This is a genomic window from Streptomyces sp. NPDC038200 (genome assembly GCF_055600785.1).
This window is the reverse complement of sequence record NZ_JBVJYH010000027.1, coordinates 46,688-60,682: the sequence shown is the minus strand read 5'-3', so window position 1 is coordinate 60,682 and position 13,995 is coordinate 46,688. Positions and strand designations below refer to the sequence as shown.

The 13,995-nt window shown below is 70.5% G+C and carries 7 protein-coding genes and 1 pseudogene; all 8 read right to left on the bottom strand.

Features of this window, described 5'->3' with window-relative positions:
* Positions 1-45: 45 nt before the first annotated feature.
* Positions 46-1,896, bottom strand: a complete 1,851-nt coding sequence (locus tag ACZ7KF_RS37170; RefSeq protein ID WP_471085577.1) for an AGE family epimerase/isomerase — start codon at positions 1,894-1,896, stop codon at positions 46-48.
* Complete coding sequence (locus ACZ7KF_RS37165) at positions 1,886-2,551, bottom strand: DJ-1/PfpI family protein (RefSeq protein ID WP_471085574.1); 666 nt, start codon at positions 2,549-2,551, stop codon at positions 1,886-1,888. The genes ACZ7KF_RS37170 and ACZ7KF_RS37165 overlap by 11 nt, the downstream gene beginning before the upstream one ends.
* A 522-nt stretch (positions 2,552-3,073) precedes the next feature.
* A complete protein-coding gene (locus ACZ7KF_RS37160; RefSeq protein ID WP_471085572.1) occupies positions 3,074-4,678 on the bottom strand; it encodes a thiamine pyrophosphate-binding protein in 1,605 nt (534 codons plus the stop codon).
* A 61-nt stretch (positions 4,679-4,739) separates the two neighbouring features.
* Complete coding sequence (locus tag ACZ7KF_RS37155; RefSeq protein ID WP_471085569.1) at positions 4,740-5,564, bottom strand: type 1 glutamine amidotransferase domain-containing protein; 825 nt, start codon at positions 5,562-5,564, stop codon at positions 4,740-4,742.
* A 423-nt stretch (positions 5,565-5,987) separates the two neighbouring features.
* On the bottom strand, positions 5,988-8,171 hold the full coding sequence (gene glgB / locus ACZ7KF_RS37150; protein WP_471085566.1) for a 1,4-alpha-glucan branching protein GlgB: 2,184 nt from the start codon (positions 8,169-8,171) through the stop codon (positions 5,988-5,990).
* Positions 8,168-9,739: a maltokinase N-terminal cap-like domain-containing protein gene (locus tag ACZ7KF_RS37145; protein ID WP_471085563.1), complete on the bottom strand. Its 1,572-nt coding sequence runs from the start codon at positions 9,737-9,739 to the stop codon at positions 8,168-8,170. The genes glgB and ACZ7KF_RS37145 overlap by 4 nt, the downstream gene beginning before the upstream one ends.
* Before the next feature lie 326 nt (positions 9,740-10,065).
* Positions 10,066-11,850 (bottom strand): annotated as a pseudogene (treS, locus tag ACZ7KF_RS37140) (maltose alpha-D-glucosyltransferase); the annotation flags it as partial.
* Positions 11,847-13,814, bottom strand: a complete 1,968-nt coding sequence (locus ACZ7KF_RS37135; protein WP_471085560.1) for a maltotransferase domain-containing protein — start codon at positions 13,812-13,814, stop codon at positions 11,847-11,849. The pseudogene treS and the gene ACZ7KF_RS37135, both read right to left, overlap by 4 nt.
* Between the last annotated feature and the right edge of the window lie 181 nt (positions 13,815-13,995).

Below are 13,995 nucleotides of genomic sequence, written 5' to 3'. Positions count from 1 at the left end.
ACAGAAAGCAGCGGACGGACATGGAGCGGAGCGGCCCAGCGTCCGTCAGTTGTTGTTTTTGGTGGGGGTGAGGGTGGCTTGGATGGTGAGGGGGTGGTTGGTGTGGGGGAGGGTGATGGTCATGGTGTGGGGGTTGTAGTTGTGGTGGGGGGTGTTGTTGATGGTGACGTGGGTGAGTTGGGCGGTGTTGGGGGGGAGGGTGTCGGGGGTGATGTGGAGGGTGCGGGGGGCTTGGGGGTGGGGTTTGTAGTGGAGGTGGAGGGGTTCGTGGTGGTGGAGGAGGCGGTCGTAGGTGTGGGTGAGGAGGGCGAGTTCGGCGGTGTGGTAGAGGCTCATGGAGTGGCTGGCTTTGAGGCGTTCGGTGCCGTGGAGGTAGGGGTGGCCGTCGGCGAGGGTGTTGAAGTAGATGCCGCCTTCGTCGTGGTCGAGGTGGTAGGCGTTGTAGTAGGCGGCGGTTTCGCGGGCGTGGCGGAGGTGGTGGGGGTTGTGGGTGTGGTGGGCGAGGGTTTGGTAGGCGAGGATGGCTTGTTCTTGTTGCCACCAGGCTTTGCGGTTGTGCCAGGTGAGGCGGTGGAAGGGTTCGTGGGGGTGGGGGGTGCGTTCGATGACGTCGTACCAGCCGTGGCGTTGGGGGTCGTTGGCGTGGGTGGGGAGGGTGTCGCCGATTTTTTCGGCGAGTTGTCGGTAGGTGGGGTGGGGGTGGAGGTTGTGCATGCGGAGGAGGTTCCAGGCGATTTTGAGGTTGTGTCCGATGACGGCGCGGTTTTGTTGCCAGCCCCAGTGGGGGTCGGGTTGGAAGTTTTGGTGGAAGCGTTCGTTGACGAAGGGGCTGGTGGGGTCGGGGAAGTGGCGGACGATGAGGTCGAAGCATTCTTTGAGGGTTTGGGCGTGTTGTTCGTTGTGGGTGGCGAGGTAGAGGTTGAAGAGGTAGGCGGGGGCGTGGTCGCCGATGGAGTTCCAGTTTTTGCGGGATTGGTTGGGGCCGAGTGAGGGGTGGTGGGGGCTGAGGGTGACGGGGTCGATGTGGGAGTAGTAGCCGCCGTGGGTGGGGTCGTGGAAGTAGCGTTGGAAGAGGCGGGTGGTGGCTTCGATGTCGTTGAGGATGTGGGGTTGGCCGGTGATGCGGTAGGTCTGGGTGGGGCCGGTGAGGGCGTAGATTTGTTCGTAGGCGGGGATGGCGTGGTAGTCGTCGTCGAATTCGCTGGTGAAGAGTTTGGTTTCGGTTCCGTTGTGGATGTCGATGCCGTGGTACCAGTAGACGACGTCGTTGTCGCGGTCGACGAAGCGCATGTGTTCGCGGAGGTATTCGGTGCCGCGGGTGGCGGTGTCGAGGTAGTCGTCGTTTCCGGTGAGGAGGTAGGCGGTGGCCATGCCGTAGACGAGGCGGGAGAGGGTGTCGGTTTCCTGGATGTGGTTGGTGGTTTTGTCGCCGCCGAGGCGGAGGATGGTGCGGTAGTCGGTGAAGTCGGGGGTGGGGTTGTCGGCGAATTGGGCGGTGCGGTAGAAGCGGGCGAGTTCGTTGAGTTGGTTGGGCCACCAGGTGGGGTCTTCGAAGGTGTGGCGGCCGTTTTCGTGGTTGGTGAACAGGAGGTGTTTGGCTTCGATGGTGTAGCCGTGGGGGCCGGGGTAGAAGATGCCGCGGACGAAGAGGTGCCGGCCGGGGGTGAGGAGTTGGCCGATCTCGTGGGTGGCGTCGTGGGGTGGTTCGCCGAGGTTGCGTAGGTGTTCGGCGGTGGCGCCGGTGTAGTGGGTGGGGATGTGGCGTCCGTCGCTGGTGCGTAGGTGCAGGGTGTGGGTGGCGGTGTCGTGGTGGTGGACGTAGCCGGCGATGAGGTCGGAGAAGGTGAAGTCGGGCTGGTAGCCGGTGGTGGGGCCGTGTGGCTGGTCAGTGGGCACGGTGTCCCTTCGGGGTGGGGTGGGTGGTGGTGCGCCACCAGCGTCGGTCGCGGGGGGCGGCGCGTGCGGCGAGGAGGTCGATGAGGGTTTTGGCGAAGAGGTGGCAGTGGTCGGCGCTGCGGGCGGTGACGAGGTCGCCGTGGACGACGACGTCCTGGTCGGTGTAGTGGGCGCCCATGTTGGTGACGTCGCTGATGAGGTTGTGGTGGCAGGTGACGGGGCGTGCGGTGACGGTGTGGGGGATGGGGGCCAGGAGCCACATGCCGTGGCAGATGATGCCTTTGAGTACGGAGGGTTCGTCGAAGGCTCGTTGGAGGAGGGTGACGGCGGGGGCGAGGTCGCCGGGTTTTTCGGCGTAGCGGAGCCGGTCGGCGACCATGCCGGAGGGCACGATGAGGCAGTCGAGGCTGCGCAGGGTGTCGTCGTCGACGGTTTCGAGGTCGCCGGTCACGGTGAGGGGGATCTGGTGTTCGTGGCCGGTGAAGACCATGTGGTCCTGTCCCCATAGCCGGGTCAGCAGGCGGACGTGTGCGCCTTCTTCGGCGAAGCGGCGCCGGTAGTAGTCGAGTTCGGGTTCGACGTAGTCGCTTTCCATCAGGATGGCGATGGTGCGTCCGGTGAGCCGGCCGCCGTCGAGCGGTGTGATGTCCGGCATGATGCTTCCCCCTCTCCTTGCTGTGGCCGTGGTGTGCGGCACGCGGCGTGTGTGATCTTGCTGTGGGCTTGGGCTTGGGCTTGGGCTTGGGCTTGGGCTGGGGCTGGGGCTGGGGCTGGGGCTTGGGCTGTGGGCTGTGGGCGTGCGGTATGTGTGGTCTGCCTGCGCCCTGCGCCCTGCGCCCTGCGCCCTGCGCCCTGCGCTCTGCGTCCTGCGTCCTGCGTCCTGCGTCCTGCGTCCTGTGCTCTGCGTCCTGTGCTCTGCGTCCTGCGCTCTGCGTCCTGCGTCCTGCGTCCTGCGTCCTGTGCTCTGTGCTCTGTGCTCTGCGCCTGTGCCCCGGTGCCGGTGCCGGGGCCTGTGTGCCCGGTGCTCTGTGGTGTGGGCTGAGGCGCGTGGTGTGTGTGGCGCGCGTGGTGTGTGCTGGCCGTAGCCGTAGCCGTAGCCGTAGCCGTGGCCGTGGCCGTGGCCGTGGCCGTGGCCGTGGCCCTGGTTGGTGGTTGGCGCGTGTGGTGGGTGGGTGGGTTAGGTGGTGATGAGGTCGATGAGGTAGGGGCCGGGGTGGGTGAGCATGTGGTGTATGGCGTTTTTGATTTGTTCGGGTGTGTCGACGCGGGTGGCGGGGACGCCGAGGGAGGTGGCGAGTTGGGTGAAGTCGATGTCGGGTTGGGTGAGGTCGAAGCCGTGGGGGTGGGTGTGGGTGGGGATGTTGCGTTCGCGCCAGTACTGCTCGATGTTGTGGTCGAGGAGTTGGTAGCGGTGGTTGTTGCAGATGACGAATTTCGCGGCGATGTTGTAGTGGGCGGCGGTCCACAGGGCCTGGATGGTGTACATGCTGCCGCCGTCGCCGGTGAAGCCGACGACGTGGGTGTCGGGGCGGGCGAGTTTGGCGCCGATGGCGCCGGGGATGCCGATGCCGAGGGAGCCGCCGCGGGTGAGGAAGTAGCTGCCGGGTGTGGTGGGGGGGAGTTGGCTGACGAGGCCGGGTGAGGCGGTGAGGGCTTCGTCGAAGACGATGAGGTTGTGGTGGGTCTGGGTGGCGAGTTCGGCGGCGAAGTGTTCGATGATCGGGCTGTTCGGGGTGAGGGCCGGCCGGTGGGGGGCGGGGGGTGGGGGCGGGGTGGGGGTGTGGGGGGTGAGGCGGTCGGCGAGTGCGGCGAGGGTGGGTGCGGGGTCGGCGACGAGGGCGATGTCGACGGGGAAGTTCTTGGCGATTTCCCAGTCGTCGAGGTCGATGTGGATGAGGGTGGCGTCGGGGCGGAACGGGTTGGTCAGTGAGGGGAAGACTTCGGGGAAGACGTAGGTGCCGATGATCAGTACGGTGTCGGCGTCGGCGACGGCGGCGGCGCTGACCTCGCCGAACATGTGGCCCAGTTGTCCGCGGTAGAGGGGGTGGGTGGTGTCCATGTTGAGTTCGGAGTTGTCCAGTCCCCAGACGGGGGCGTGGAGGAGTTCGGCGATGCGGACGAGTTCGTCCTGGGCGCCGGAGACGGCGACGCCGTCGCCCATGAGGATCAGGGGGTGTTCGGCTCGGGCGAGGGCGGTGGCGGCGGCGTCGAGTTCGGCGGGTACGGGTACCACGCGTCGGGTGGGCAGGGTGCTGGCTCGTGCCGCTTCGCTGGTGTCGGCGTCGAGGATGTCCATGGGCAGGGCGACGAAGACGGGGCCGCGGGGTGGGGTCATGGCGGTTTTCACCGCGCGGCGCAGGACGCGTAGTACGGAGTCGGGGTGGGTGACGCGGGTGGCGTATTTGGTGACGGGGCGGGCCATTTCGACGAGGTCGACGGCCATCTGGGCGTCCATGGCGTCGTAGGCGACGCCGGCGTCTCCGGCGATCACGACGAGGGGTGAGTGTCCGCGTTTTGCCTGGTAGAGCATGCCGATGCCGTTGCCCAGGCCGACGCCGGTGTGGAGCTGGACCAGCGCGGGGCCGGCGCTGGCGCGGGCGTAGCCGTCGGCGATGCCGACCGCGACGCCTTCGTGCAGGGCCAGGAGGTATTCGAAGTCGGGGAGTTGTTCCAGGACGTCGAGGAAGCCCTGTTCCACGGTTCCGGGGTTGCCGAACATCCGCGTGATGTTGTCGGCTCGGAACTGTTCGAAGATCGCTTCCTTGGCCGGCCGCGCGCTCATGAGATGGGGGGTCCTTCCACTCGTGCCGGTCCGGGCGGGCCGGAGCGGGGGTGTGCGGGGGTTACCAGCCGAAGCGGCGCAGGCCGGATTCGAGGGCCTCGACGAGTTTTTCCCCGCCGAGGAAGGAGTCGGGTGTGGAGCGGGCGGTGATGAAGGGGTAGTCGACGATCACGGAGGTTTCCTTGCCGACGTTGCCGTGGAAGCGGCCGTCGGGGCCGGTGGCGTCGCGCAGGATGTACTCCAGCGGGTACGGCGGCGGGCCCATGTTGAAGTCGACGCCGATGAAGCCGGTGCCGTCCTTGTAGTCGTATTCCTTGCAGTGCCCGGTGACGTGCTTGCCCCAGATGATGCTGGCGCGGTCGTCCCAGTCCCGGGCGAAGGCGAGGGCGGCGACTCCGTAGCATTCGGCCAGGACCGGCTTGTCGGCCCGTACGAAGGCCAGGATGAGTTCGTGCAGCCGGCCGTTGTTGGCCAGGTCCACGATGGGTCCGCTGCCGCCGACGATGACGAGTGCGTCGTACTGCTCGATGTCGGTGTCCAGGGTGGCCAGTTCCCGGTAGTAGGCCTCCATCAGCCGCAGCGGGTTGGGGTCGCTGTCGTAGGGCCGTTCGGGGATCCACGCCGAGAGGTCCAGGGGGTTGGCGAGCCGGTCGGACTCGTCGAGTTCGCGGGCGGCCACGGCGACTTCGGGGGTGGTCACCGACCGGCCCAGCGGCGGGTCGATGTAGCCGGGGTCCAGGCTCGGCGGCAGTGCCTGGGGCCGCTTGCCGGTGGGGGTGGCGAAGACGGTCTCGTAGCCCTTCCGGTCGAACGCGACCAGCGGGCCGAGGAGTTCCTCCCCCCAGTACCCGTATTCCGAGAGAATCGTCAGGATCTTCCTGGGCATTCCTTCTCCTTAGGGGTGGTGAAAGCCCGTACCGGCTGCCCGGGGAAACGCAGGGGGGTGTCGTTTTTCCGGCTTCCGCCCTGTCCCGGGAAAGGGTGTTTCCTGGCCGGTCCTGACAAGGAAACCGCCGGTGTGTTCCGGGCGGCAAGGGATCGCTCCGCCGCCTTGCGTACTCAATTAAGTCCCCCCGGGCAGGGAGAGCGGGGGCGGTGGATCCGTGCACGGAGAAGGCCCGTCTCCCTCGAATTCCGCGGGTCTGCCGCACGAGAAATGAGGGAAACGGGCCTTCGGGAACCATCGAGGACAACGGCCCGGCACAGGACAGGACAGGGCAGGGCAGGTCCGGGCAGGGGGGCGGGGCGAGGCGGGCCGGTGGTGGTGCGGGGCGGCCCAAGTGGTGCGGGGTGGGTGTGGGGGTGGGGGTTAGGGGGTGTGTAGCCAGAGCACGGTGGAGGCGGGGATGTCGAGTTGTGCTGAGGCGGGGTGGTGCTCGAAGGGGTGGGGCTGGGCGGTGACGGTGGTACGGGCCGGCCGGGTGCCGCCGAAAGCGGGCGCGGCGGTGTCCAGCAGGACCTGCCAGAGGCCGGGCCGGGGCAGGGCCACGCGTACGGCAGGGTGGTCGGTGGCGGAGAAGTTCGCCACGCACACCAGGGTGTGGTCCTCGTGGTGGCGGGCGAAGATCTGCAGGGCCGCGTCGTCGGTGTCGTGGGGGAGGCGGGTGAAGGACTGGGGGCGCAGGTCGCCGGCGTGCAGGGCGGGCAGCTGCCGGTAGAGGGTGTTCAGGCGGGTCACGAGCAGGCGTATCCGGGTGTGGGGCGGGGTGTCGGCGAGTTGCCAGGGCAGTTGCCGTTCGGCGTCCCATTCGCTGTTCTGGCCGAACTCGCCGCCCATGAACAGCAGTTTTTTGCCCGGGTAGGCCCACATGTAGGCGAGCAGTGCCCGCAGCCCGGCCGCTTTCTCGGTCCGGGTCCCGGGCAGTTTCTGCCACAGGGAGCCTTTGCCGTGGACGACTTCGTCGTGGGACAGCGGCAGCATGAAGTGTTCGTGGAAGGCGTAGACGAAGGAGAAGCCGAGTCCGTCGGTGCGGGAGCGCTGCGCGGGGTCGGTGCTCAGGTAGGTGAGGGTGTCGTGCATCCAGCCCATGTTCCACTTCAGGTCGAAGCCGAGGCCGGCGGTGTCGGTGACGCCGGCGAACGCGGTGGATTCCTCGGCGATGACCAGGGCGTGGGGGTACTCCTCGTGGACGGTGCGGTTGAGTTCGCGCAGGAAGGCGATGGCCTCCAGGTTCTCCCGGCCGCCGTGCGCGTTGGGCGTCCACTGTCCCTCGCCGCGGGAGTAGTCCAGGTAGAGCATGGAAGAGACGGCGTCGACGCGGAAGCCGTCCACGTGGAATTCCTCCAGCCAGTACAGCGCGTTGGCGATCAGGAAGTTGCGGACCTCGGGCCGGCCGTAGTCGAAGATGAGGGTGCCCCAGTCGGGGTGCTCGCCGCGGCGCGGGTCGGGATGCTCGTACAGGGCGGTGCCGTCGAAGCGGGCCAGTGCCCAGGCGTCGCGGGGGAAGTGGGCGGGGACGATGTCCATCAGCACGCCGATGCCGTGGTGGTGCAGGTGGTCGACGAGGTAGCGGAAGTCGTCGGGGGTGCCGAACCGTGCGGTGGGGGCGTAGTAGGAGGTGACCTGATAACCCCAGGAGCCGCTGAAGGGGTGTTCGGCCACGGGCATCAGCTGCACGTGTGTGAAGCCCAGCCGTTTGGTGTAGGAGGCGAGGTGGTGGGCGAGGCGGCGGTAGCCGAGCCAGCCGTGGTCGCTCCCGCGCAGCCAGGATCCCAGGTGGACCTCGTAGACGCTCATCGGCTGCTGCTGCCGGTCGGTGGCGGCGCGGCGTTCGCACCAGGTGTGGTCGTGCCAGCGGTGGGCGGGGGTGTGGACGACGGAGGCGTTGGCGGGCACCCGTTCGCCGGCGCGGGCCATCGGGTCGGCCTTCTCCCGCCAGTGCCCGTCGGCGCCCCGGACCGCGAACCGGTAGCGGGATCCCTCGGCCACGCCCGGGACGAACACCTCCCAGATTCCCGAGGTGCCCAGCCGGCGCAGCGGATGGCCGCGCCCGTCCCAGTCGTTGAAGTCGCCGCGGACCTGGACGCCTTGGGCGGCCGGTGCCCACACGGCGAAGGCGACTCCCTCCACGGGCTCGCCGGCGCCGGCGGTGAGCCGGCGCCGGTTGGCGCCCAGTACCTGCCACAGCCGGCGGTGGGTGCCCTCGGCGATCAGGTGCACGTCCAGTTCGCCCAGGGTGGGCGCGAAGCGGTAGCCGTCCTGCAGGAGCCGGTCCCGGCCGGCGCGGCGCACCCGCAGGCGGTAGGGCTGTACGGGCACCGGGAGCCGGGCGGCGAACAGCCCGCCGGGGTGCACCTGGCGCAGGGGGAAGAGCTGCCCGGCGGCGGTGTGGACCTCCACGCTGTCCGCGCCGGGCTGCAGCGTGCGTACCACCATGTCCGCTCCCGCCGGGCGGGCGCCCAGCAGGGCGTGCGGGTCGGGGTGCCGGCCGCTGAGCAGCCGGTGGACCTCCTGGGCCGGGACGGCGGCGGCATCGAGCACCGGTGTACTCACCCCCGCCACCCCCGCACCCCGCCGGCACCCGCCCCGGTGCCACTGCCACTGCCACTGCCGGTGCCGGTGCCCGCATCTGTGCCGGTGCCCGCACCTGTGCCGGTGCCCGCACCTGTGCCTGTTTCCGTACCTGTGTCCGTCCCCGCGTCTGTGCCGGTCCGCGTACCTGTGGCTGTGCCTGCATCCGTCCCGGTGTCGGTGGTGGTCAGGGTGCGCAGGGCGGTGAGGGGGACGTCGGCCCAGTCGGGCCGGTTGCGGTGTTCGTAGGTCACTTCGTAGACCGCCTTGTCCAGTTCGTAGGCGCGCAGCAGGGCCCGGCGGGCGGGTGCGATCTCGCCGTAGCCGGTGAGGAACGCCGTCTTCGCCCGCCCGGCCCAGCCCGCGGGATGCACATGCGCGGGCTGCGCGGGGTGCGCGGGGTGCGAGGGGTGTGCGGGGTGGGGTGGGGTGGGGGTGAGGTGGGTGTACGCCTGGGCGTAGTCCAGGGAGCGCAGCATGCCGGCGAGGTCCGTCAGGGCGGGGCGCGGGCGGGTGCGTTCGGTGATCGGTGCGGAGGGTTCGCCCTCGAAGTCGATGACGAGCCAGTGTGTTCCGGTGTGCAGGACCTGTCCCAGGTGCAGGTCCGCGTGGATGCGCTGGAGGGTCTCGCCGGGCGGGACGGTGGCGGTCAGCCGGGTGAAGGCGCTGTGCAGGCGTGGCTGGAGGGGCCGGAGCGCGGGTACTTCGTCGGCTGCGGCGGCCAGGCGTGTGTGCATGCCGGCACGGATGCCGGTGAGGGCGTCCTGGCTCAGGGGGGTGGTGCCGAAGGCGTCGGCCAGTGCGTCGTGGACGCGGCGCACGGTGGCGCCCAGGTGGGTGAGCCGGTCCTCGCTCAGCAGGAGGGTGCCGTCCGGGCCGGTGGTGGTGGCCAGCTGCCAGCCGTCGGCGGCGCCGGCGGCGAACTCCTGCAGCAGGCCCAGGGTCACCGGTCCCTCGGGGGTGTCGGCCTCGATGGCACCGACCAGGGGGGCGAGGTGGGCGGCGGCGTGGCCGGCGAGCCGGCGGTGGACCTCCAGGTCGGGGTTGACGCCCGGCATGATGCGGCGGAACAGCTTCAGGATGAACCGGTCGCCGAAGACGACGGAGGTGTTGGACTGCTCCGCCCGCTGCGCGCGTACCGTCAGCGCGGCCCGCTGTGCCGGTGTGAGCGCGCGGGGGTTGTCGGGGCGGAAGGTGATGCCCGCGTGCGTGTGTGCGGCGGCCAGGCGCGCGAGCAGGGCCGTCATCAGTTCCGCGTCCGCGCTCGCCTCGTAGTAGAGGGCCGCGCCCGCCCGGGCCACCACCGGGGTGTCCAGCCAGGCGGGCAGCGCCGCGCGTACGCCCAGCAGCAGCTGGTAGTGCTGGGCGGGGCTGTGGTCGGTGAAACGCGCGGTGACGATGAGGACCAGGCCGAGCGGGCCGCCGTGGGCGCGTTCGTCCACGATCTCGGTCCGCGAGCGGATGTCCACCCCCGCGAGCGGACGGTTCTTCCCGGCGAACCAGCGCTGGGCCACCAGCCACCGCGCGAGCTGCCCGGCCAGCCCCCTCACGAGGCCACCCCACCCGGCCCGCCCGGCCCCCCACCCGGCCCCCCACCTGGTTCGACCGGCCTTCCACCCGGCCCCGCCGGCCTTCCACCCGGCCCCGCCGGCCTTCCACCCGGCCCCGCCGGGCCCGCGCCCGGCTCCCCACCCGGCTCCGCCGGGCCTACCTCCGGTTCCCCCGTCGGCGTGTGCGTCCCGGCCGTGTGCGTGCCGGTGCCGGTGCCGGTGCCGGTGTTGGTGTCGGTGTTGGTGTCGGTGTCCGGTGGGGCCGTGGGGGTGCGGGCCGGGCCGGTGTCCGGCGCGGGTGTCGCCGTCGCCGTCCTCGTGGTGGTGAGGGACAGCCAGCACCAGCCGTGCCGGGGCAGGGTCAGTGTCACCGGTTCCCCGGTCACCGGGCCGAAGCTCTCCCCGCCGGTCAGTTCCACCAGCTCCCGCCCGGCGTGCGCGGACAGATCCAGCCGGACCGACTGCGGACGGGCGCAGAGGTTGTACACGCACAGCACCCTCTCCTCACCCTGCCCGCCGGGCGGGGTGTGGGCGCGCACGAAGGCGAGGACGTGCACGTTGGTGCTGTCCACCTCGGTGAAATCACCCAGCCCGAAAGCCGGGTGACGGGCACGCAGGTGCAGCATGTCCCGCGTCCAGTGCAGCAGACTGCCCGCCACGCTGCGCTGCGCCTGGACGTTGACCGACTGATAGCCGTAGACCCTGTCCATGACCACCGGCAGGTACAGGCGGCCGGGGTCGGCGCCGGAGAACCCGGCGTTGTGGTCGGCGCTCCACTGCATGGGCGTGCGGACCGCGTCCCGGTCGGCGAGCCAGATGTTGTCGCCCATGCCGATCTCGTCGCCGTAGTACAGCACGGGGGAGCCGGGCAGGGACAGCAGCAGGGCGTTGACGAGTTCCAGCCGGGCCCGGTCGCCTCCCAGCAGCGGCGCCAGCCGGCGGCGGATACCGACGTTGGCGCGCATCCGCGGATCGCCGGCGTACTGGGCGTACATGTAGGCGCGGTCCTCGTCGCTGACCATCTCCAGGGTCAGTTCGTCGTGGTTGCGCAGGAAGATGCCCCACTGGCAGCCGTCGGGGATGGCGGGGGTCTGGGCGAGGACCTCGGAGATGGGGTAGCGCGACTCGCGGCCCAGCGCCATGAAGATCCGCGGCATGAGCGGGAAGTGGAACGCCATGTGGCACTCGTCGCCGCCGGTGGAGGCGTCCCCGAAGTACTCCACCACGTCGGCGGGCCACTGGTTGGCCTCCGCCAGCAGCACCCGGTCGGTGTACTCGTCGTCCACGACCTTGCGGCACAGCTTGAGGAAGGCGTGCGTGCGCGGCAGGTTCTCGCAGTTGGTGCCCTCCTCGGCGAACAGGTAGGGCACCGCGTCCAGGCGCAGTCCGTCCACGCCCAGGTCCAGCCAGAACCGCAGGACGTCGAGCATGGCCTCCTGCACTCGGGGGTTGTCGTAGTTGAGGTCGGGCTGGTGGTGGAAGAAGCGGTGCCAGTAGTACTGGCCGCGCACGGTGTCGTAGGACCAGTTGGAGGACTCGGTGTCGACGAAGATGATCCGGGCGTCCGGGTAGCCGCTGTCGTCGTCGGCCCACATGTAGAAGTCGCCGTAGGGGCCGGTGGGATCGCTCCGGGACTGCACGAACCACGGGTGCTCGTCGGAGGTGTGGTTGAGGACCATGTCGATCATGACGCGGATGCCGCGCCGGTGGGCCTCGTCCAGGAACGTCACGAAGTCGGCGACCGTGCCGAACTCCGGCAGCACCTGGCGGAAGTCGCTGATGTCGTAGCCGCCGTCGCGCAGCGGCGAGGCGTAGAAGGGGGGCACCCACAGGCAGTCCACCCCCAGCCACTGCAGATAGTCCAGGCGTGCGGTCAGCCCCGCCAGGTCACCGGTGCCGTTGCCGTCGCAGTCCTGGAACGCCCGCAGGAGCACCTCGTAGAAGACGGCCCGCTTGAACCACTGCGGATCGGCCTGGACCGGCCGGGCCCGCCCGGACGCCTGCGCCGGACGCGGCCCCGGCACGAAAGCGCCAGTGGCACCAGTGGCGGCAGTGCCGGGAGTGGCGGCAGTGCCGGGGGTGGCGGGTGTGCCGGGGGTGGCGGGGGTCATGGGCGCACCACCTGGGCGATGTGCGCGACCTGCCGGTGGGGGTCCAGTTTCACGTACGCCGCCCGCCCCCAGGTGTACTGCTCGCCGCCGACCTCGTCGGACACCGTGAACGAGGGGGTGTCGCCGGCCAGGCCGAGCAGGGTGGGATCCCAGCTCACGGTCGCCTCCTGGGTCTGATACGGATCGAGGGTGACCACGACGAGCACGGTGTCGTCGCCGGCCGCGTCCCGTTTGGAGTAGGCGATCACCGCGTCGTTGTCGGTGGGGTGGAAGTGCAGGTCGCGCAGCTGCTGCAGCGCCGGATGCGCACGGCGCACCGCGTTGAGCCGGCTGATCCACGGCTCCAGCGAGCGGCCCTGGGCCAGCGCGGCGGCGAAGTCACGGGCGTAGAGCTGGTACTTCTCCGAGTCCCGGTACTCCTCACCGCCCTCGCGCAGCACCTGGTTCTCATACAGCTCGAAACCGGCGTACACGCCCCAGGCCGGCGACAGTGTCGCGGCGAGCGCGGCACGGATCGCGAACGCGGCGGGCCCGCCGTGCTGCAGATGCGCGGGCAGGATGTCGGGAGTGTTGACGAACAGGTTCGGGCGGGCCTCGTCGGCGTGGGCGACCAGCTCCCGCCCGAACGCGGTCAGCTCCTGCTTGCTCGTGCGCCAGGTGAAGTAGGTGTAGGACTGGCTGAAACCGAGCCGGGCCAGCCCGTACAGACGGGCCGGGCGGGTGAAGGCCTCGGCGAGGAAGAGGACGTCGGGCGCCGTCCGCTTCACCTCGCCGATGAGCCAGTGCCACAAGCCGGGCGGCTTGGTGTGGGGGTTGTCGACACGGAAGATCCGCACCCCGTGCGCGACCCAGTGCCGCACCACCCGCAGGACCTGCGCATACAGCCCGTCGCGGTCGTTGTCGAAGTTGAGGGGATAGATGTCCTCGTACCGCTTGGGCGGGTTCTCCGCATACGCGATCGAGCCGTCGGGGCGGGTGGTGAACCACTGCGGGTGCTCACGCACCCACGGGTGGTCGGGGGCGCACTGCAGCGCCAGATCCAGCGCCACCTCCAGACCCAGCTGCCCGGCCCGCTCCACGAAGGCGTCGAAGTCGGCGAGGGTGCCCAGCTCGGGGTGGACGGCGTCGTGCCCGCCGGCCGCCGACCCGATCGCCCAGGGCGAGCCGACGTCCCCCTCGGCCGCGACGACCGCGTTGTTGCGTCCCTTGCGGTTGACCTGCCCGATGGGATGGACCGGCGGCAGGTAGACGACGTCGAAACCCATCCGCGCCACCCGCTCCAGCTCGGCGGCGGCGGTGGCGAACGTGCCGTGCACCGCCGCGCCCGCGGCGTCCCGGCCGCCGGTGGAACGGGGGAAGAACTCATACCAGGACCCGAACGCCGCCCGCCGCCGCTCCACCCGGATCCGCTGCTCGGGGCCGCGGGTGACGAACTCGCGCACCGGATGCTCCCGCATCGCCCGGCGCACCGGCGGCGACAGCGCCGGCTCCAGCCGTTCAGCCAGCACCAGCCCCGCATCACGCAGCCGCCCGGCCGCCGCCCGCAGCTCCGGGCGCAGCGGATGCCCGGGGCGACGCGCGGCCCGCTCCAGCAGCCGCGCCCCGCTCTCCAGATCGGCGGCCAGCTCGGCCGGGTGCTGCCCCGCCCCCGCCTTCGCCTCGATCAGCCGGCACCAGGTGGCCCAGGGATCACCCCAGCCCTCCACCCTGAACGTCCACAGCCCCTCCTCGTCCGGCTCGATCACCCCCTGCCAGCGGTCCGTGCCCGCACCGGCCGGCGTCATCGGCGTCCGCCGCCCCCGCGCATCGCCCGGACCCTGCCAGACGATCGTGGCGGCGACCGCCTCGTGCCCCTCACGCCACACCGTGGCCGTGACGGGCACCAGTTCACCGACCACGGCCTTGCTCGGGTACCGGCCCCGGGCCACCACCGGCGCAACCTCCTCGACGGCGATTCTCCTCATACGCGTCCCCTCCCTCTGTCTTTCCTGCACCCCGGCCCACCCGCCCCGAGGACCGGACCGGCCCCCACAGCCCACCCCCCCGCAGCCGCCCCGACGGGGGCCGCGTCGGGGCGGCTGCGTCGGGGGGGCCACCCCTTTTCAGGGGCGCCCGGATCCGCGCCCGGACCCCCTGGCGAGGCCA

What these genes read in the sequence shown, in the direction of transcription:
- ACZ7KF_RS37155 (WP_471085569.1), bottom strand. Translation starts at nt 5,564, where the DNA reads ATGCCCAGGAAGATCCTGACGATTCTCTCGGAATACGGGTACTGGGGG.
- ACZ7KF_RS37135 (WP_471085560.1), bottom strand. Translation starts at nt 13,814, where the DNA reads ATGAGGAGAATCGCCGTCGAGGAGGTTGCGCCGGTGGTGGCCCGGGGC.
- ACZ7KF_RS37165 (WP_471085574.1), bottom strand. Translation starts at nt 2,551, where the DNA reads ATGCCGGACATCACACCGCTCGACGGCGGCCGGCTCACCGGACGCACC.
- ACZ7KF_RS37160 (WP_471085572.1), bottom strand. Translation starts at nt 4,678, where the DNA reads ATGAGCGCGCGGCCGGCCAAGGAAGCGATCTTCGAACAGTTCCGAGCC.